Annotated in this window: 17 protein-coding genes; 11 read left to right on the plus strand and 6 right to left on the minus strand. The window is 37.5% G+C overall.

Annotated features, from left to right (window positions below; all coding sequences use genetic code 11):
- The first annotated feature begins 169 nt into the window (after positions 1-169).
- On the plus strand, positions 170-715 hold the full coding sequence (gene pyrR, locus AADJ06_RS20320; RefSeq protein ID WP_341228333.1) for a bifunctional pyr operon transcriptional regulator/uracil phosphoribosyltransferase PyrR: 546 nt from the start codon (positions 170-172) through the stop codon (positions 713-715).
- A gap of 2 nt (positions 716-717) precedes the next feature.
- Positions 718-1,341 carry a leucyl/phenylalanyl-tRNA--protein transferase gene (gene aat, locus AADJ06_RS20325; RefSeq protein ID WP_341228334.1) on the plus strand — a complete coding sequence of 208 codons (624 nt, stop codon included), beginning with the start codon at positions 718-720 and terminating at the stop codon, positions 1,339-1,341.
- Here aat and AADJ06_RS20330 read toward each other — a convergent pair.
- From AADJ06_RS20330 to AADJ06_RS20340, 3 genes are read right to left on the minus strand one after another with little or no spacing between them, the layout of a single operon-like run.
- Positions 1,338-2,036 carry an SAM-dependent methyltransferase gene (locus tag AADJ06_RS20330; protein WP_341228335.1) on the minus strand — a complete coding sequence of 233 codons (699 nt, stop codon included), beginning with the start codon at positions 2,034-2,036 and terminating at the stop codon, positions 1,338-1,340. The genes aat and AADJ06_RS20330 overlap by 4 nt on opposite strands.
- 30 nt (positions 2,037-2,066) lie before the next feature.
- Positions 2,067-3,341: a rod shape-determining protein RodA gene (gene rodA, locus AADJ06_RS20335; RefSeq protein WP_341228336.1), complete on the minus strand. Its 1,275-nt coding sequence runs from the start codon at positions 3,339-3,341 to the stop codon at positions 2,067-2,069.
- A gap of 3 nt (positions 3,342-3,344) precedes the next feature.
- Entirely contained in the window at positions 3,345-5,180 is a 1,836-nt protein-coding gene (locus AADJ06_RS20340) for a penicillin-binding transpeptidase domain-containing protein (protein ID WP_341228337.1), read from the minus strand.
- A 176-nt stretch (positions 5,181-5,356) separates the two neighbouring features.
- Between AADJ06_RS20340 and tsaE the strand changes: the two genes are divergently transcribed.
- The 3 genes from tsaE to AADJ06_RS20355 are packed head-to-tail and all read left to right on the plus strand — an operon-like array spanning position 5,357 to position 7,389.
- Entirely contained in the window at positions 5,357-5,776 is a 420-nt protein-coding gene (gene tsaE / locus AADJ06_RS20345; RefSeq protein WP_341228338.1) for a tRNA (adenosine(37)-N6)-threonylcarbamoyltransferase complex ATPase subunit type 1 TsaE, read from the plus strand.
- A complete protein-coding gene (locus AADJ06_RS20350; RefSeq protein ID WP_341228339.1) occupies positions 5,773-6,972 on the plus strand; it encodes an alanine dehydrogenase in 1,200 nt (399 codons plus the stop codon). The genes tsaE and AADJ06_RS20350 overlap by 4 nt, the downstream gene beginning before the upstream one ends.
- 12 nt (positions 6,973-6,984) lie before the next feature.
- The gene (locus AADJ06_RS20355) at positions 6,985-7,389 is read left to right on the plus strand and encodes a hypothetical protein (RefSeq protein ID WP_341228340.1); all 405 of its coding nucleotides are present in this window, start codon (positions 6,985-6,987) and stop codon (positions 7,387-7,389) included.
- A 3-nt stretch (positions 7,390-7,392) separates the two neighbouring features.
- Here AADJ06_RS20355 and AADJ06_RS20360 read toward each other — a convergent pair whose 3' ends face one another.
- A complete protein-coding gene (locus tag AADJ06_RS20360) occupies positions 7,393-8,982 on the minus strand; it encodes a peptide chain release factor 3 (protein ID WP_341228341.1) in 1,590 nt (529 codons plus the stop codon).
- A 344-nt stretch (positions 8,983-9,326) separates the two neighbouring features.
- Between AADJ06_RS20360 and AADJ06_RS20365 the strand changes: the two genes are divergently transcribed.
- Positions 9,327-11,783 (plus strand): outer membrane beta-barrel family protein, encoded by a 2,457-nt coding sequence (locus AADJ06_RS20365; protein WP_341228342.1) that lies wholly within the window; start codon positions 9,327-9,329, stop codon positions 11,781-11,783.
- A gap of 113 nt (positions 11,784-11,896) precedes the next feature.
- Here the strand turns inward: AADJ06_RS20365 and AADJ06_RS20370 are convergent, their stop codons facing one another.
- Both AADJ06_RS20370 and AADJ06_RS20375 read right to left on the minus strand, forming a co-directional pair.
- Positions 11,897-12,058: a hypothetical protein gene (locus AADJ06_RS20370; protein WP_341228343.1), complete on the minus strand. Its 162-nt coding sequence runs from the start codon at positions 12,056-12,058 to the stop codon at positions 11,897-11,899.
- 392 nt (positions 12,059-12,450) lie between these two features.
- On the minus strand, positions 12,451-15,210 hold the full coding sequence (locus AADJ06_RS20375; RefSeq protein WP_341228344.1) for a TonB-dependent receptor: 2,760 nt from the start codon (positions 15,208-15,210) through the stop codon (positions 12,451-12,453).
- Positions 15,211-15,644: 434 nt separating this feature from the next.
- Between AADJ06_RS20375 and AADJ06_RS20380 the strand changes: the two genes are divergently transcribed.
- From AADJ06_RS20380 to AADJ06_RS20400, 5 genes are all read left to right on the plus strand, one after another.
- Positions 15,645-16,418 (plus strand): DUF547 domain-containing protein, encoded by a 774-nt coding sequence (locus AADJ06_RS20380; protein WP_341228345.1) that lies wholly within the window; start codon positions 15,645-15,647, stop codon positions 16,416-16,418.
- Between the two features lie 60 nt (positions 16,419-16,478).
- The gene (locus AADJ06_RS20385; protein ID WP_341228346.1) at positions 16,479-17,855 is read left to right on the plus strand and encodes a DASH family cryptochrome; all 1,377 of its coding nucleotides are present in this window, start codon (positions 16,479-16,481) and stop codon (positions 17,853-17,855) included.
- A 116-nt stretch (positions 17,856-17,971) separates the two neighbouring features.
- Positions 17,972-18,565: a LemA family protein gene (locus tag AADJ06_RS20390; RefSeq protein ID WP_341228347.1), complete on the plus strand. Its 594-nt coding sequence runs from the start codon at positions 17,972-17,974 to the stop codon at positions 18,563-18,565.
- A 5-nt stretch (positions 18,566-18,570) separates the two neighbouring features.
- Complete coding sequence (locus AADJ06_RS20395; RefSeq protein WP_341228348.1) at positions 18,571-19,008, plus strand: TPM domain-containing protein; 438 nt, start codon at positions 18,571-18,573, stop codon at positions 19,006-19,008.
- Positions 19,005-19,814: a TPM domain-containing protein gene (locus tag AADJ06_RS20400; protein WP_341228349.1), complete on the plus strand. Its 810-nt coding sequence runs from the start codon at positions 19,005-19,007 to the stop codon at positions 19,812-19,814. Before AADJ06_RS20395 ends, AADJ06_RS20400 begins: the two co-directional genes overlap by 4 nt.
- Positions 19,815-19,868: the final 54 nt, after the last annotated feature.

Genomic DNA, 19,868 nt, shown 5'->3' on the forward strand with positions numbered 1-19,868 from the left:
TTTGAAACTAACACTAAGGCAAAGATATAAGGGTATTCTTAATGGTTTATGTAGGAAGCAGCTTGATTCCATTAAAATTCAATCTTATTCTACTTTAAAAAAATGAAACATGCTAGGTTTAGTCATTTTGGCTTTAAGTCAATATTTTTGTTTCTAATGCTTAATGCGAATGAGTAAAAAGAGATTAATCTTAAATCAACCCTTACTGAGTGTTATTCTCAAAAGGCTGTCTCAAGAGATAATTGAGAATCATGGTGATTTAGAAAACGCTGTTATTATAGGTCTTCAGCCTAGAGGAGTGTATCTGGCAGATAGGGTAGTAGGTATTTTAGAAGAGGAGCTAGGTAAGAAAGTGCTTAGTGGCTCTATTGATGCTACCTTTTATAGAGATGACTTCAGGCGGAGGGATTCATTTTTGAAGCCTAATGCTACCAATATAAACTTTGTGGTTGAAAATAAGAATGTCATTTTAATAGATGATGTTTTGGCTACGGGCAGAATGGTAAGGGCCGCTATTGATGCCTTACAAGCATTTGGCAGGCCAGCAAAAATTGAATTACTATGCTTAATAGATAGAAGCTATAATAGAGACTTGCCTATTCAGCCAGATTATACTGGTAAGAAAGTTAATACCCAAGATACCCAAAGAGTATTGGTAGAGTGGACAGAGCAGAACTTTAAGGAAGATAAAATCTGGTTGATGGACTCTGAGTAATTATGTCTCTAAAGGTAGAGGAATTGATTTACGCATACTTAAATGGCTTTTTCCCTATGGCTGACGCCAATGGAGAGATTTCATGGTATGCTCCAGACCCAAGAGCTATTATACCTTTAGAAAACTATAAACCTTCAAAATCTCTAAGACCTATATTAAATAGGAGTCAGTTTGATATCCGAGTTAATCAAAATTTTAGAGGAGTAATGAATCACTGTGCCAAGCCAAGGTTCGAAGCTGATGAAACTTGGATTTCTGATGAAATAATTGATGTGTATTGTCAATTAAATACTACGGGGTTTGCACACTCTGTGGAAGCTTATGAGAATGACACATTAGTGGGAGGTCTTTATGGAGTATCTATAGGAGGCGTGTTTTTTGGAGAATCCATGTTTCATTTGGTTTCCAATGCCTCTAAGGTAGCTTTCCATTACCTTATCGAAATTCTAAAGCATAGAGGTTTTATCCTTTTAGATACCCAGTTTATCAATGACAATGTATTAAGATACGGTGCTATAGAAATACCTAAAGATGACTATGAAGCCAAACTTGAAGAAGCAATAAGTAAGAAAATGACTTTTGTGCCGTCATTAGGTGCTTTAAACCTTGCAGAGGTTATGGTCTAAGAACCAAAACCAAATATGGCAGGTTTCTTATGAATGTCAATATCTTTATACTCCTTCCATTTTCCCACACTTTTAGTTTTAGAGAAAGCGTCAGGTGCTGTCAAATTTGCCGAAATGGTCAATTTTGTACTTGGATTGCAGGTTGCTAAGATTGCCTGAAATAATTGCCTATTTCTATATGGAGTTTCCATAAAGAGTTGCGTTTGACCGGAGGTATGGCTTAATCTTTCTAATTCCTTAATTCGTTTAGCTCTTTCTTTATTGTCAATTGGCAAGTATCCATTAAATGCGAAACTTTGACCGTTAAATCCTGAAGCCATTAAAGCCAATAAAATAGAAGAAGGTCCTACCAGAGGCACTACATTATAATTTAACTGGTGACCTATTTCCACGGCCAAAGCACCTGGGTCTGCTATTCCTGGGCAGCCAGCTTCAGAAAGAATTCCTACATCCTCTGTTAAAGTAGCCATGAGGTTAAAGGTTTCTTCAAATTCAGAATCCTTCGTCAAAATGTGAAAAGTGATGTCGTCAATTACTTTCCCAATTTTTAAGGCCGAGATAAATCTTCTCGCCGTTTTTAAATTTTCAACAAAAAAGACATCCAAGTTTTTAACGCGGTCAATTACCTCTGCTGGCAAAACTGCGTCTTTACTATCAGGAGAAAGTAGCGTGGGTATAAGGTAAACGGAGTTCATTATTTTCAAATAAGTCTTAGAAATAAATATTTAGACCTTAAAGCTTCGGTGAGCGTCCAGTTTTAAGAATATGAATAAGAGAATAGTGAAAGACCATAAGGAAGAACCTCCATAGCTAACAAATGGCAGCGGTATACCAATTACTGGCATAAGCCCAATAGTCATCCCTATGTTTACCAAGAGGTGGAAAAACATAATGGAAGCCACGCAGTAACCATAAATCCGGGCGAACTTATCCCGCTGCTGTTCTGCCAACAGAATTATTCTAGTAAAGAGGCCTAGGTATAGGGCTATCAAAACTAAAGCTCCCACAAAGCCCCATTCTTCACCTACCGTACAGAAAATAAAGTCGGTAGACTGCTCTGGTACAAAGTCAAATTTAGTTTGGGTGCCCTGCAAATATCCTTTTCCAATAAAACCACCAGAGCCAATAGCCAATTTTGATTGGTTTACATTCCAGCCCGCTCCTAAAGGATCGGCATCTGGATTTACTAAAGCTTCAATTCTTCTTTGTTGATGGGGTTGAAGTACTTTAGTTAAGAAAAAATCTAAGCCTAAAGTGAAGGTGGAAAATAAGAGGTAGAGCCCCAAGAGGTTATAAAGGTTTTGTCTAGAACGATCTCTTTTTGAAAATACTAGAAACCAAAAGAGCACCCCGAGTAGAATTAGCCCACCCATGATGTACCATTTAGAGTAAAATAGAGAGAGTACCAGTATGGTAACGAAACCTAGAAAAAGGGCAGGGAAAATAGAAGGTAAACCTTCTCTGTAAAGCACTACCATAAATATGGCGAATGTTAAAGCGGAACCTGTTTCTTTTTGTAATATAATAATGATAGGTGGCACTAATATGATGGCAGCAGCTTTCCACAAGTCCTTAAATTTCTTCAAATTGACGGTTTGTGAGCTTAAGAACTTCGCTAATGCTAAGGCAGTAACTGTTTTAGAAAACTCAGCAGGTTGTAAAGAAAATGAACCTAATTTAATCCAAGAGCGAGAGCCTTTAATATCGCTACCCAAAAAGATGGTAGCTATCAGAGCCAGTATCATGAACCCATAAAAAATATAGGCAAAGGAGTCGTATACTTTATAGTCTACAAAAAGTATAAGCACCACAATAATACTTGATAGACATAAGAAAAGAAGCTGTCTTCCTGCGTTATGCTGTAGTGAAAAGAAAGCGATTGGGTCTTCTGGGTTAAATACGGCTGCGTAAATATTTAAATACCCCACAATTACTAAGGATAAGTAAAGTATTACGGTAATCCAGTCAACCCCATTTTTAATATTAATTTCTCCTGCCATTAACTATTTTGCTACGGCAGAGGCTGCCACTGTGGTGTAACTTGTATTTTTCATTCTTTCTACTAAAGCTCTTCTTTCTACTTTCCCCGTTAAGTATTTCTCAATAATAAGAGAAGATATAGGAGCAGCAGATGAACCACCATATCCTGCATTTTCTACTACTGCGGCTATTGCTATTTGAGGGTTATCTCTAGGGGCAAAAGCTATAAAAATTGCGTGGTCTCTTCCTTTTTTGTTTTGAGAGGTTCCAGTTTTTCCTAAAATTGGAATTTCCTTCATGTAGGCTTGGCGGGCAGTACCAGCTCTTAGTACTTCTTCCATACCATTATAAATGGCATCAAAGTGTTCTGGAGAAATTCCTGTTTGATGTATTTCAAGTCTTTGGGCTTTCATGCCTTTTTTGTCGGCACCTACTCCTCTAATAAGGTGTGGCGTTATCCAGTAACCTTTGTTTGCAAAAACGGCGGTCATGTTTGCCAGTTTCAACACGTCTAGGCCAATTTCTCCTTCACCAATGGCGAGGGAGTAGATGTTAGAAAACTTCCATCTGTTTTCACCGTAGTATTTATCATAAAGAGGTAGACCAGGAAGAAGCTGACTCCTTTCGCCTGGAATATCAATACCTAAATGCGTTCCAAAACCAAATTTCTCAACCATGTTTCGCCAATTGGTCAATCCTTCTCTAGCTCCAATGAATGGGCTTTTCTCGTTGGTGTTTTCAATCAACCTCTTAAATACATTATAGAAATAAGGATTGCATGAAAACTGAACAGCATTGTTAAGGTTAGACATGTGGTGTAAACCATGACCATGGCAGCCCATTGGAGAATACGCTCCAATAAATGAAGTTTTCGGATTTATTACGCCTTGCTGTAAGCCAACTACAGCCTGAACAAGTTTAAAAGTAGAGCCAGGTCTGTAAAAAGAAGAAATAGCTCTATTAAAAGTTGGCTTATCAGGGTCTCTGATAAGGTTCATATAATTGTCAGAAAAAGCTTTTCCCGAGAGTAAGTTTGGATCATAAGTTGGATAAGAACCCATGACTAAAATTTCCCCTGTTTTAGGTTCAATGGCCACAATAGCACCCACTTTGTTTTGGAAAAGACTGTCGGCTAACTGCTGAAGTTCCATGTCAATAGAAGAGTAGAGGTCTCTTCCTACCACAGCGGTGGTGTCATAAGCACCACCTTCGTATCTACCTTTGTCTTCCCCCTTTACATTCATCAGGGTAAATCTTACGCCACGCTCGCCACGAAGTTCTTCTTCATATTCTTTCTCTATTCCAGAAAGTCCTATATAATCTCCCTTTCTATAATATCTGGTTTCTTGTTCTTCGTAAAATTTCCTTGGTACTTCCCCAATGTAACCTAGAGCATTAGAGAGTGTATGACCGGGGTAGCTTCTAAAGAAAGATTGTTCAAAATGAAAGCCTTTGAAATTAACCATGGCATCAGCTACCTGGGCAAATTCAGTTTTGCTTAATTGTTTCTTGAAAAGTGAGGCTCTGTTTTTAGAGTAGGCCGTAGCCAAAGCCAAGGTACTATCAAAATAGTTTCGGTCAATGTTTAACACCTTACAAAACTTTAAGGTATCTAAGTTTTTGACTTTTCTCGGAGTAACGTACATATTGTACACCTCTTCATTTTTGACCAGCAACTTATGGTTACGGTCATAAATTTGTCCTCTTAGAGGAACCTCAACGTGTCTTTTAATAGCATTGGTAGCCTCAATAGAACGGTATTTAGGATCAATTACTTGAAGATAAAATAGTCTAATAAGGTAAATGGCACCAATGGTAAAAAAGAAGAAAAGAATTACATGTTTTCTGCCATCATACATAAGCCAGGAAAGTCTTTAGAAATTAGAAGACAAAGGTCTTAAAATTTGGACGTTAAAACCAAAATGAGCCTAATTTATTATATAAAAATTACACTACGGCTTAAAAGCTTCTTGAAATATCTTTAAAGGTGATTTTTAAAAATAATAGTACTTTTGTGCTTATTGTGAAGAAGGCTTTGAAACATATAAGATTAGAAGACTTGCCAAGTGTGGCTCAGCAGATTATAGAATTTGCTGGTGATGCCAATGTTTGGTTGTTTGAAGGAAATCTAGGAGCCGGAAAAACTACTTTAATAAAAGAGCTTTGCAGTCAATTGGGCTTTTCGGAAGCGGTGCAAAGTCCTACATTTTCTATTGTCAATGTTTATCCAATAGATAATGGAGCAGAACTATACCACTTTGACTGTTATAGATTAAAAAATGAGGAAGAAGCCTACGATTTTGGCATAGAGGAATATTTATATAGTGGGAATGTATGTTTGATAGAATGGCCTGAGGTTATAGCTAATTTGCTTCCGGTACCACATCTTCTTATTTCTTTGGAAATTGAAGAAGATCAATCAAGAACTATTGGACTTGAAATAATAAAAGAATGATGGATTCATCAGGAAAACTTGGGAGTAGTTTAGAAACGCAGGAATCACCTTTGGCGGTAAAAGAGCAGAATAGTGAGTTTTCTATAGGGCTTCCTAAAGAAAACTCGGTTTTAGAAAAACGAATAGCCTTAAGTCCTGATTCTGTTTCTGTTTTGGTAAGAAACGGAATGAGCGTGAAAGTGGAGAAAGGTGCTGGCGAAGCTGCTGACTTTACAGATGAAGCTTACAGTGAAGCAGGAGCTGAGATATGTATATCAAGAGATAGTGTTTTTGCCTGTAGGATTGTTATCAAAGTAGACCCACCTACTTTAGAAGAAATAGCCTTGATGCAGCCAGAAAGTGCACTTCTTTCGGCTCTGCAATTTCAGCATCAGTCTAAAGCATATTTTGAGGCTTTGATTCAAAAAAGAATTACAGCTATTGGCTTTGAATATATGGAAGATGTGGCTGGTAATCTTGCGGTTATTAGAGCCATGAGCGAGATTGCCGGTAGTTCAGCCATTCTTTTGGCTTCAGAGTATTTAGCTAAAGGAAGGGGGACTTTGTTAGGGGGTATTGCAGGTGTTCCGCCCACTTCGGTGGTAATTTTAGGAGCAGGTACAGTGGCAGAGTTCGCTGCCAGAGCTGCTTTAGGTTTAGGTGCAGATATAAAGATTTTTGATTCTTATTTATATAGATTACAGCGTTTGAGGTATTCGCTTGGGCAGCATATATTTACTTCTATTCTTGATTCGCAAAATCTATGTAAAGCTTTAGCCGAAGCAGATGTGGTGGTGGCAGCTATGCGTTCTGAGAAAGGATTGTCGCCATTAGTGGTGACTGAAGATATGGTTAAAAGCATGAAGAATAATGCGGTAATTATAGATGTGGCCATAGACCAAGGAGGGTGTATTGAAACATCTATGCCAACGTCCCACGAAAAACCAATTTTTAAGAAACACGGTGTCATTCATTATGCGGTGCCAAACATAGCATCACGTGTGAGTAATACGGCCAGTCATAGTTTGAGCAATATTTTTACGCCGCTTTTACTTAAAATAATAAACCTCGGTGGTATGGATGAGATGATTCTCACGAACCAATGGTTTCTTAAAGGTGTTTATGCCTTCAAAGGAAATATTACGCATCAGAATATTGCCAAAAAATTTAGTTTAAGACATAGGGATTTAAGGCTTCTTTTAGCAGCCAGAATTTAAATAGAAAGGACAATGATAAATCATTCGAACGAAAACACAATTATGGACGACGCTAACTCGCCAGAGTTAGATAAGAAACAAATGGGTTTAGTAACGGAAGATTTCTTAAAAGTATGTGACCACTTAAAAGAAGGTTCATACCAAATTAGAAGTAGAAAATTTAGTGAACACCCTGTTTTTGTGGCAACAGCCAATGACGTACCTATTGGAAACACTCTGTTTTATAAAGATGACCTAGGAACACGTTATGAGTATAAAGCTACCATGCTAGAGGAGTTTATAGAGCGTGGTATAGTAGGGGCAGAATCCGCAGATCTATTTAAGGAACACTATAAAAACCCAGAAGAGTATTGCTGCCTTTTCGTTATGGATGGCAAATTTGCTGGCTTTGTATATATTCCGTTTCCTGAAGATTGATTTTCAGGCTTTGACTTTAAACTCTGAGGTAGTATGAAAAACTATATCAGGGTTGTTTTCCATATTCATTCTTAAAATCCAGTCGGTTTCTGCTAGAAACACTGGATTTTTGTCTTTATCGTAGGCTATGAAATTGTTTTTTAGCCTAATAAATTCAGCTAATTTATCTGGGTCTTTGGAAGTTATCCAGCAAGCTTTAGAGTAAGGTTTTGCTTCAAAACGACATTTGGCCCCGTACTCTTGAAGTAGCCTGTGTTCAATTACCTCAAACTGTAGTTCACCTACAGTACCAATAATTTTTCTATTTCCAGGCTGCATAATAAATAGCTGAGCCACGCCCTCTTCTGAAAGCTGTTGCACACCTTTTTCTAGCTGCTTGGCTTTCATAGGGTCTGCATTTACCACTTCTCTAAACAGTTCTGGCGAGAAACTAGGTATTCCAGTAAACTGTAGTTCTTCACCTTCTGTTAGGGTATCGCCAATCTTAAAGTTACCTGTGTCATAAAGACCCACTACGTCTCCGGGGTACGCCTCTTCTACCACGTTTTTGCTATCAGCCATAAACATATATGGATTAGAAAAACGCATTTTTTTATCTAAACGAACGTGTTCGTAGAATTTACTTCTTTCAAAGGTTCCACTGCACACTCTTAAAAAGGCTATTCTGTCGCGGTGTCTTGGGTCAATATTCGCATGGATTTTAAAAACAAAACCTGTAAACTTCTTTTCTCTTGGTTCCACTACGCGTACATCAGTTTCTCTAGAAATTGGAAGAGGACTTACATTACAAAAAGTATTAAGAAGCTCCATTACACCGAAGTTGCTTACCGCACTTCCAAAAAACACGGGAGCTAAATCACCTTTCAAGTATTTTTCTCTATCAAATTCATCATAGATTCCCTCAATCATCTCCACATCTTCTTGAAGTTGGTCGGCATCTTTATTGCCTATTTTACCCCTTAAAACCTCAGAGTCGAGGTCATATTCAAAAATATCTTCTTCAAGTTTTGTCTTATTGACAGCAAAGAAGTTCATCTTATTTTCTAGTAAGTGATATACACCTTTGAAATCTCTACCACCATTTACAGGCCAAGTTATTGGTCTAACGCCAATTCCCAGTTTTTGCTCTAATTCATCTAAGATGTCAAAAGGGTCTTGGCCATCACGGTCCATTTTATTGACAAAGATTATAACAGGAGTGTCTCGCATGCGGCAAACTTCCATTAGTTTTTCCGTTTGTTCCTCCACACCCTTAACACAGTCAATAACCAAAATTACGCTATCAACAGCAGTGAGAGTTCTGTAAGTATCTTCCGCAAAATCTTTGTGACCGGGAGTATCAAGGATATTTATTTTGAGATCGTTGTATTCAAAAGTCATTACCGAGGTAGCTACCGAAATACCACGTTGCTTTTCAATTTCCATAAAATCGGAAGTGGTAGACTTCTTGATTTTATTTGATTTTACAGCTCCCGCAGTTTGAATAGCCCCCCCAAATAGAAGAAGTTTTTCTGTTAAGGTAGTTTTACCAGCATCGGGGTGAGCAATGATGGCGAAAGTTCTTCTCTTATTAAATTCTTTGTCGAAACTCATATGAAAATTTATCCTGCGGAAATGACCTGCAAAATTAGTTCATTTATGTGATGCATGAAAGCCATTACTCGCTAATTGAATACAAAGGTTTTCTCAGGCTGCAAGTTGTAATTTTCGGTGAACTGCACTTGACTTAGTATTTCTAGTGTTTTTCAAAGATTGTATTTTTCAAAGATTGGCTTTTGGTCGACAGGAGTCTGTTAATATCGACAAATCATTGATTTATATCTACTTGACTGCGTTTGTCATGACATTGGTGCAATATTTTTAAGAGCAATGATGTCTTTCTTTGTAGAATCGTTTAAGCTTTCCTATACCTGTAATAATTTAAAATAATCAAGAAAATGAAAAAACTACTCTTTTGCTTAATGTTATTGTCGTCTTACCTGTCTTACGGGCAGTCTAGAGGGCAAGCCGGGAATTCGATAATTTCTGGAAGTATTGTGGACTCCGTTACAAATAATTTAGTCGAGTTTGCTGCTGTGGCTCTTTGGGATGCTAATAAGGCAGTTGACGGAACATTGACTTCGGATAATGGTAAGTTCAAGTTTGAAGGAGTAAAAGCAGGAACTTATAAGGTTTTGGTATCCTATGTTGGCTATCAGCCTTTGTCATTGGAAAACGTGACGGTACGTAAAAATTCAAATGTTGATTTAGGCGAAATTAAATTAGTAGGGGATAATATTCAGTTAGATGCAGTAACCGTAACAGGGCAGGCTTCGTTAATTGAAGACAAGATTGATAGATTGGTTTACAATGCCGAAAAAGATATTTCTAACACAGGTGGTACTGCTGAAGAAGTTCTAAGAAAGGTTCCTATGCTAAGCGTGGATTTGGACGGAGAGGTGGAATTAAGAGGTAGTTCTAATGTGAGAGTTCTTATAAATAATAAGCCTTCGGCAATTTTTGCTAGTAGTGTAGGAGAGGCACTTAGACAGATTCCTTCAGACCAGATTAAATCGGTGGAAGTAATTACATCACCAAGTGCAAAATACGATGGAGATGGAACGGCTGGTATAGTTAATATAATTTTGAAGAAAAATACACTTGCCGGTGTTACGGGTTCAATTAATGTAGGAGTAGGGGTTCTAGGTTCATCTGGTAATGGTAGGGTTAATCTTCGTGATGGTAAATGGGGTATTTCTCTTAACGGTGGCGGAAGGGCTTCTTACAATTATAAAACTACCGGAATTAATTCTAGAGAGAGTGTAATTGATGGTGTGGCTACTTATTTGACTCAGCTTGATGATAACCGTGCAGTGCGAGCTGGCGGGCGTTATAGTGGTACTTTTGACTATGATTTTGATAAGAATACTAACTTCTCTATTACTTATTCTTTAAGAAATAGGGTACGAGGCAGTGATGGAGGTCAAATATCTACCTTATTGGATTCTAATAGGGATTTAATATATGAGAATAACAGAGATATTGATCAAAGTGATAAAAGTAATTCGAGTGATCTAGACTTTACCTTCAACAAGAGATACGCTAATCCTGTAAAGGAGCTTTCTATCTTGGCTCAAGTTTCACAAAACAATACTGACAATTACTATACAGCACTTCAAAACGGAATTTCAGCTGATAGTAGCGAAAATCAAGGAAAAGATCGAGAGTTGAGTTTCCAACTAGATTATGTACAACCTTTGGGTGAGAAAATAAAGTGGGAAATGGGAGGAAAAGGAGTGTTACGTTCAGCTCTTTCTGACGGACAATTTTATAGCTATAACACCACCACAAACAGCTTTGCACTTAATGATAGCAGATCTAATTTCTTAGACTATGACCAAAACGTCTTAGCTGGTTATTCTTCGTTCACTTTTGAATTGCCAAATAAATGGGGTGTTCAAGCAGGTGTACGTTATGAAAAAACCACTATTGATGCCGATTTCAAGGAACTATCTGATGTGGAAATTCCGGGTTATGATAATTTTCTGCCGAGTATTACAGTATCTAAACGTTTCAAAGAGGCAGGTTCTATTAGAACCAGTTATACACAGCGAATTCAGCGTCCGTCCATTAGATATTTAAATCCGTTCGTAGATTATTCTAACGCAAATAGTATCTCATACGGGAGTCCTACATTAGCTCCAGAGTTGGTTGATATGCTTGAGGTAGCTTTGAGTACTTACTTTGGTACTAATTCGATCAACTTCTCTATATACTCCAGAATTGAGGATAATAGTATTACTTCTATCAGTACTGTTACCCGACAAGACGGATTAGACGTAACTGAAACTACTTATGGGAATATTGGTTTAAATAAACGTTACGGTTCTAATATCTCTGCCAATTTGAACCCTACAAACAAATGGCGTTTAGGAGGTGGAGTAAATGTAGATTATACTTATATGGATAATCGTACTATATCAAATGAAGGCTGGAGCGGAGGTCTTAACTTAAACACTTCGTATTCTTTTCCGAAAGACTGGGCAGCGTCTTTCTTTGCATTTTATAGATCTCCAAGGGTGCAGCTTCAAGGAACCAGAAATGGCTTCTATTTCCACGGCATAACCGTTAAGAAAAGTATAAATAAGAAAAGAGGTAGTATTGGCTTGGGTTTAGAAAATCCATTTGTTAAAACTATTGACTTTAAATCTGCTTTGGAAAACAGAACGGATGCTTTAAACTATTTCACAACTTCAAGTAACCGTAGCATTTATAGAAGAAGTATCCGTATTGATTTCCAGTATCGTTTTGGTAAAATGGAAAGCGACGGAAAGGGTTTGTTTAGAAGAAAAAGCAACAACCGAGGAGATGACTCTGTGGATGGAGGTGACGCAGGAGACGAGGGGGGCTTTTAAAAGCTAAGTTTAACTAATTTATAAGGGTTTATATTTAGAGGCTGTCTCAAAAAGGCAGCCTCTTTTTTATACCTTATTTATTAAGAACAAAAGTTGCTCTTTTGAGTGCTAAATTACTTTAACTCGAAAGCAGCCATTAATTTAAGTAGGTCTGCATTCTTGTTACTCATCTTTGTGATGGTTGCCGATTTTTCAAAAGGGTTTTGCTTCTCTCTTCTTAAAGGGATAATTGGAACAAAAACTCTTTCGGGATTATTATTTTTGAAAGCTAACATAAGTGTATTGTTTTAATGACTTGTTTATGAGTCGTTTAATTTTTACACTTCAAAGATGCGTAAAATATTAGCACTTTGTTGCTGAATATATTAGCAATCATCATAATATTCTTACTAGAAGTGTCTTACGTCTTACTTTCTTGCTCAATATCTGAGTAATGCTTGCTAATATATATGTTCTCTACGTGAAGAGTATGCTCAAAGGCTGTTTGGTAGCTTTACTTTTATTGGGTTCTGGCTAAGGTTTAAAGGATTTAAAGTAAGGAGTTTGCCTAAGTGGAAAGAGGGTCTTTTAAAGGTTTATTTGAGGAGTGGTTTCTAAAAAAGAATAGGATTAAGCAAAAAAATCCCGCTCCATATGAAGCGGGACTTTTAAGAGCGTGTCTTAAGAATTAGAAATTCAGTCTTAAACTGGCATTCCAAGTTCTACCAAACCCGAACCAAACAGAGTTACGTACATCAACGCCATTCCAAGTAGGAGAGCCACTTTCTGCAGCGATGTTTGTTTGTGATTCTGAAATATAAAGAGCATCGAATAGGTTATTTGCATTTAATCTAAAAGTAGAAGTGCTACCAAATAATTTAAATCTAGCAGTAAGACCTGCATCTACTAAGCCATAAGACGGAAGTTTAATCGCCCCTGAGTTATCAGGTGTAGTGAAAACCTCATCAACTACAGAGTAATCTGCATAAAGGTTTCCAGCATAACGATAACCCAAATCTAAACTCAAAGTTTTATTGATATTGTAGTCTGCATTTAAGGCCATTGTGGTCTGTGCAGCATTTCCAACTTTAGAATCTTTCAAATATAATGTTCCAGTACCAATTTGCTGATTGTTATTGTCAAATATAGTAGAAGTGAAATCCTTTGTATATCTCCAATCGCCTAAAGAGGCCATGAATTGAAGCTTTAACTTGTTCATTGGACGATAATTTCCCTCTATCTCTATACCCTTGTGAGCAACATCAATATCCTTGAATTGAGCAGTTCCTGAATCTCCCTGAGTATTAAATAATGTACGAGACTGGAATCTGTTACCCCAGTTTGTGATATATGCATTCAAATTCACATTGAAATTCTTAGCAATGAATCCGTAACCAAGTTCAAAAGAAGTAATCTTTTCGTTTTGAATATCTGGATTAATTACGTTCGCAAAATTAGGGAATACAGCGTCAAATTGTGGTTGTCTAGAGATAAACCCAGTATTGAAAAATACGTTTGATTTATCATCAATATTAAAGTTAGCACCACCTTTTACATATCCACCACCTTGGTTCTGCTTGTCAGAAAGTGGCATTGCTGGCTGGTCGAATAGGTCTTCTCTTTGGAAAGACTGGTTAGATGCACCGGCCTGAATTACAGCTGTAAGCTTAGTGCCTATATACTCTGCCAAACCATTTACTCCTTGCCAGCCTACTATTCCTACATTGTAGTAATCAATTTTTGGCCCTTTAAGACCTGTATCTTTGAATGGAGAGGCTTCAATAAGTGTATTTACCACTTGTCCATTAGAGTTTCTATTACCAGTAGAATAGTAACCATCTAGACCCATTAGGTCATTTAACACACGGTAGTGGTATCCTTTATAAGATCTTAAATCTAGACCTATAGAAGTTCTTATTTTACCAAACGTTCCTTCTAAATTTGATATACCGCCTATCCAGTCATGTGAGTTCATAGAAGCTCTTCTAATTAAAACAGCTCTATTAACACCATCATCTCTGAATCCATTAGAACCCAAAAGCTGTCCAGTGAAATTACTATTTGAACCTGTGTAAGGGTCGGTAGTAGAACGGTTAACCGAAATAGCCTTATCAAAATCTACAAAGCCGTCAGCATCACGAGTTCCTCTACCATTTTCGTTGTATTGGGTAGTAAGGTCAATGTTAAATGGATAGTAATCGATTTCTCCATTTCTAAAGTTATTACCACGAGGACCTGTTCCTCCACCACGACCAGCAGAAGCATAAAGCGAAGTATTCAACTTAAGTTGTGAACTTATATCCCAATCCCAGTTAAATGTAGCTAGAGGCTTGTTATAGAAGTTTCGTCTCATATTAAACTCTTCTCCATCTAGGAAACCTGCGTCTGTGTTCCATCTTCTATCTATGCCATCTTTACCGCTGTTATCGCCAAAGTTTTGATAGTCTCTAATTGATACCCATGAAGATCTTTGATGATGCCATTGAGCAGCACCTAGGAATGAAAGGTTAAGAGAATGTTTAGAGCCTTCTGGCTGATATCCTACAGCACCAAAATACGTCCATCCTTCACCAGCAGTACCATAAGCGTAACCATCACCTTTCCAATATGAAAGAAGCAATGAAGTAGCCCATCCGTTTGAATTTTTACCTGAGTTAAAAGAAGCTGAAGTTTTAGAATATCCGTTGTTTCCTACAAGTTGAGAAACCGAAGTACCTCTTTCTTTTTCAGCAGCTTTAGTAAAGATAGAGATAGTACCACCTACTGAAGGTACAGCAAGTCTCGAAGCACCTAAACCTCTTTGGATTTGGATACCACTAGCAACATCCGTAAGACCTTGCCAGTTTGACCAATAAACCCATCCATTTTCCATATCATTAACAGGCTGACCGTTAATAAGGAATGATGTGTTACTTTGATCAAAACCTCTAAGGTTTATTCGTGAATCACCATAACCACCACCTTGCTTCGTAGCATATACACCTGGAGTTCTGGCCATGATTTCTGGAAATTCTAAGTTTCCTACTTTAAGAGAAATTTCGGACGTAGAAATGGCAGAAACGGCAACTGGAGTTTGTCTCGTTTTGGCAAAATCAATTACACCAGATGTTACCACAATCTCAGAAAGAATGTTAGCGTCTTCAACTAATGTAATATTAATAACACTTTGTGACTCAATAGCTACCAATTGACGAGTAAAACCAATAAATGTAACCAATAATGATTCACTTCCAGATGGTACACCGTTCAGTGTGTACTTTCCATCAATATCCGTAGTGGCTCCTATTGAAGTTCCTTCCACCGATACCGAGGCACCTATTAGAGGTTCATTATTAGTACCGTCGGTAACCGTACCGGTAATAACGCTCTGAGCAAAAACAGCAGTAGCCATAAACATAGCTACCATTACAAGCATACTAGCTCGCAGTAAAGTAAATTTTCTCACCATAACTCTGGGGTTAATTTGTTTTGAAGAATTTGACATTAGTATTGTTAATAAGAGTCTTTCAAAAAGTTTTAAGGATCGGACTCTTCCACAAAAGTACTTTTTTTTGTTTCCGATTAAAATCCCATTTAGTTAGACTCACTCTAAATATAGAAAAAATACTATAAATTATTATAAGAGAAACATTATTAAATTGTTAACATGGCTCCGTATGGGCTTTTTTAAGCATCTTGCATTATTTTTTTTCTTTGTCTTTATTCGATTTGTGCAATTCTAATGCGTGCTCAAATTAGTGTAGAGGTTTATAAATTAAAGGGTTTCGTATATGTATAGCTATGCAAGGCAAGATGTTTTAAGATCTAACGGTATCAAACTATTTTGGGGGGACCATCGTATTTTATTCTCAAGGTCTTTTTAACCTATACGATATAAAAAAAATGAAAAAACGATATTATACACTTTTTGCCTCTCTCTTTTTTGTCTTAGGAAGTTGTTTCGCTATTGATTCGCCAGAATCTACGTCCGGTCCTGTAAGCCATTCTATTTGGGATGGCTTGTTGAAAAAACATGTAGACGCTAAAGGATTTGTCAATTATGGAGGCTTTGCTAAAGATGAAGCACAGTTAGACAAATATTTGGCTTTAATATCTAAAAGTGCTCCTGCTAGCAGTTGGTCTTCGGATGAAAAATTGGCATATTGGATAAATGCCTATAATGCTTTTACTGTAAAATTGATTCTTAACAATGCCGACCAAAATATTACGAGTATTAAAGATATTGGAAGTAAAATTAAAATACCTTTTGTTAATACCCCATGGGATGTTAAATTTATCAATATAGGAGGGAAGGACATGGATTTGAACAATATAGAGCATGGCATAATCAGGAAGCAGTTTAAAGAGCCTCGTATACATTTTGCCTTAGTTTGTGCAGCTAAATCTTGCCCACCATTAAGAAATGAGGCTTTTGTGGCCTCTAAACTAAATGCTCAGTTAGACGACCAAGGCGTTCGTTTCCTAAATGATTCGTTTAAGAATGAAGTTTCGGCTAATAAAATGAACGTTTCAAAACTTTTTGATTGGTACGGAGGCGATTTTAAGAAAACGGCCAGTATAGAAACTTGGATAAACAAATACGCTAAAACAAAAGCGAAAGCAGGTACTGATATTACCTATAAAGAGTATTACTGGGATTTAAACGGAAAACTTTAAAAAAGCTTTCTGCGGTTAAGCCAAATACTTGTTAGTTTTGCATCAAATCTTCGCTCAAATATGCAAAATATACTTTTCTGGTTCAGGAATGATTTAAGATTACATGATAATGAGGCTTTTTTAAAGGCCAGTGATTTAGGCAGGGTAATACCTGTTTATGTAATTGACCCAAGGCAATTCGAGAAATCAAAGTTTGGTTACAGGAAAACGGGACACTTTAGAGTTAAGTTTCTTTTAGAATGCTTGGCAGACTTAAAAAAGAGTTTGCAGGCTCGAGGTTCTGATTTGATAATTAGGGTAGGGAATCCTGAAGAGGAATTAGCTAAAATAGCTAAGAAGAAGAACGTTCTGTATGTGTTGGCCTCTAAAGAGGTAACTCAAGAAGAAACCTCTCAGGAGTTTGAGCTTTCGCAAAACCTTAAACGACTTAATATTGATATTGAGTTAATTTGGGGTGCTACCTTATACCACGTCAGAGACCTTCCTTTTCAAATTAAGTTTCTTCCTGATGTTTTTACAGACTTTAGAAAGAAAATGGATGCTCACGCTAAAGTAAGACCTTTGTTTGAAACTCCTGGTCAATTAGAAAGTGTAGCGGATATCAAATGTTCGGGTATTCCTACTTTGGAAGAACTGGGTTTTGACAAAGAAGAAATCAAAGACATTCCAAGTTTTTATGAAGGTGGTGAAACCGCCGGTTTAGCACAGCTAGATAATTTTATCTGGAAAACCGAAAACGTCAAAACTTATAAAGAAACCAGAAATGGTCTTTTAGGAAATGATTTTTCTTCAAAACTATCTGCATGGGTAAGCTTGGGATGCGTGTCGCCAAGAAAAATTTATCATGAGGTTCGTCTTTTTGAAGAAAAAGTAATCAAAAACGAATCTACTTACTGGGTGATTTTTGAACTTATTTGGCGAGATTATTTTCATTTGGTGGCTTTGAAGTACGGCATTAGGCTTTTCAAGATTTGCGGTATAAAGCACGATATGAATAAAGTCTGGCGTCAAGACAAAGGAGACTTTCAAAAATGGGTGGATGGAGAAACTGGAATTCCGTTTATAGATGCCAATATGAGAGAGCTTAAGCAAACAGGTTATATGTCAAACAGAGGAAGACAAATAGTGGCAAGCTTCTTTACTAAAGATTTGAAATTAGAATGGTGGTGGGGAGCACGTTATTTTGAAAGCATGCTGATTGATTATGATGTGTGTAGTAACTGGGGAAACTGGAACTATATAGCAGGTATAGGAAATGACCCACGTCCTAATAGGTACTTCCATATAAAGAAACAAGCAGAAAAATATGACCCAGAAGCCGCGTATGTAAAAGCGTGGATACCGGAACTGAGAGATTTGTCTGCCGAAGAAATTCAAAACCTCTATAATGGAGAAGGTTTTGAGGCCTATCCTAAGCCAATGATTGAACTTCCATAGTTAAAATCACCTCTTAAAATGGTTTTTGACCGGTTTTCATTAATCGGTTTGAGAACTGTTAGAGAATTGATACATTTGATTACATAATTTTAAAACCAATTAACCCCTTCTTCAAAATGAAAAAATTAGGAACCCTAGGTATTGTAGGTTTTTTGCTGCTATTCGGTATGTATGGCTGTAACTCTTATAATGGTTTAGTAGAGAAAGATAATAATGTAGAGACCCTTTGGTCAAAAGTTCAAACGCAGTACCAAAGAAGAGCTGATTTAATAGGAAACTTAGTCAAAACAGTGCAAGGTGCGGCAGATTTTGAGAGAGGAACCTTGACAGACGTAATAGAGGCAAGGTCAAAAGCAACAGCAGTACAGCTATCTGCAGATGACCTTACTCCAGAGAATATGGCCAAATTTCAAGCAGCACAAGACCAATTAAGTGGTTCTTTAAGTAGGCTGTTAGTTTCAGTAGAGCGTTACCCAGACTTAAAAGCTAATCAAAACTTCTTAGAGCTTCAAGCTCAAATAGAAGGAACTGAAAATAGAATTTCGGTAGCAAGAAATGATTTTAATGCAGGCGTGGGAGATTATAACCTTTCTGTTAGAACATTCCCTAATAATTTGATGGCTGGTTTCTTTGGCTTTTCTAAGAAAGCTTTCTTTGAAGCATCGGAAGGAGCTCAGGATGCACCAGACGTGGATTTTGATTTCAAATAAAGAATATGAAAGTTTTTTCAGAAGCTGAAAAAAATCGTATTACCTCAGCCATTCACAATGCTGAATTGAAAACCTCTGGGGAGATTAAGGTTCATGTGGAAGCACATTGCCCAATAGACTCGCCTATCGAAAGAGCGAAAGAGGTTTTCCTTTTACTTTCCTTAGACCATACGGCTTTAAGAAATGGTGTACTTTTTTATCTTTCTATTTCAGACAGGCAGTTTGCTATTCTCGGAGACCAAGGTATTCATGAAAAAGTAGGATCGGATTTCTGGGAAGAAGAAAAGAAATTAATGCTCGAATATCTTCAATCAGGAAATACCGTAGAAGGGCTCAGCTTAGCTATAGAAATGGCCGGCGAGGCTCTTCGAAAACACTTTCCTTATCAATCTGACGATGTCAACGAAATATCAAACGACATCTCTTTTGGCAATATTAAATGATTAACTCACAGAGAAAACTTAAAGTATTTTTTAATATAAGAGCAGTATTACTGCTCTTAATGACCTTTGCTTTGGGTGTTAATCTTAAAGCTCAAGACATTCCTGCGGCACCCAAGCCGGCTCGTTTGGTAAATGATTTTGTAGGAGCACTGTCAAGTTCAGAAATCCAGCGTTTAGAGCAAAAACTAGTAAATTTTGACGACACTACATCTAACCAAATAGCGGTGGTGGTGGTCAAAACCGTGGAGCCTTATGACATAAACAGCTATGCTGTTAAACTCGGAAGAGAATGGGGTATAGGGCATGATGGCAAAAACAATGGGATAGTAGTGCTTTGGGCTACTGATGATAGGAAGGTTTATATAGCCACAGGTTATGGTCTAGAAGGTGGTTTGCCCGATGCTTATGCCAAAAGAACAGTTGATAGAGTCATAATTCCGTATTTTAAAGAGTCAAGGTTTTATGAAGGCTTAGATAAAGGTACGGATGCCATTATAAAATACACATCTGGTGAGTTTGATGCTGAAGCAGACGCAGGCGGTGAGTTTCCTGTTTGGGCTTTCTTTTTAATGGTGGTAATTATCTTCATCATAGTATCCGCTATCTCGAAAGGTGGTAGAGGCGGTGGAGGTATGATGAGAGATGGATCGGCAGGACAATATACTACTTACACCGGCTGGGGACGTCATTCAGGAAACTGGTCTGGCGGGGGAGGTTTCGGTGGTGGCTTTGGCGGCGGCGGAGGTGGCTTCGGAGGTTTTGGTGGCGGTAGCTTTGGCGGTGGCGGTGCCGGCGGCAGTTATTAATCACCAAAGATAAAAACATAAAAAAGGCTCGATGATTTTTTTCATCGAGCCTTT

This window comes from uncultured Arcticibacterium sp. (assembly GCF_964021845.1).
In the GTDB taxonomy this organism is placed as follows: domain Bacteria; phylum Bacteroidota; class Bacteroidia; order Cytophagales; family Spirosomataceae; genus Arcticibacterium.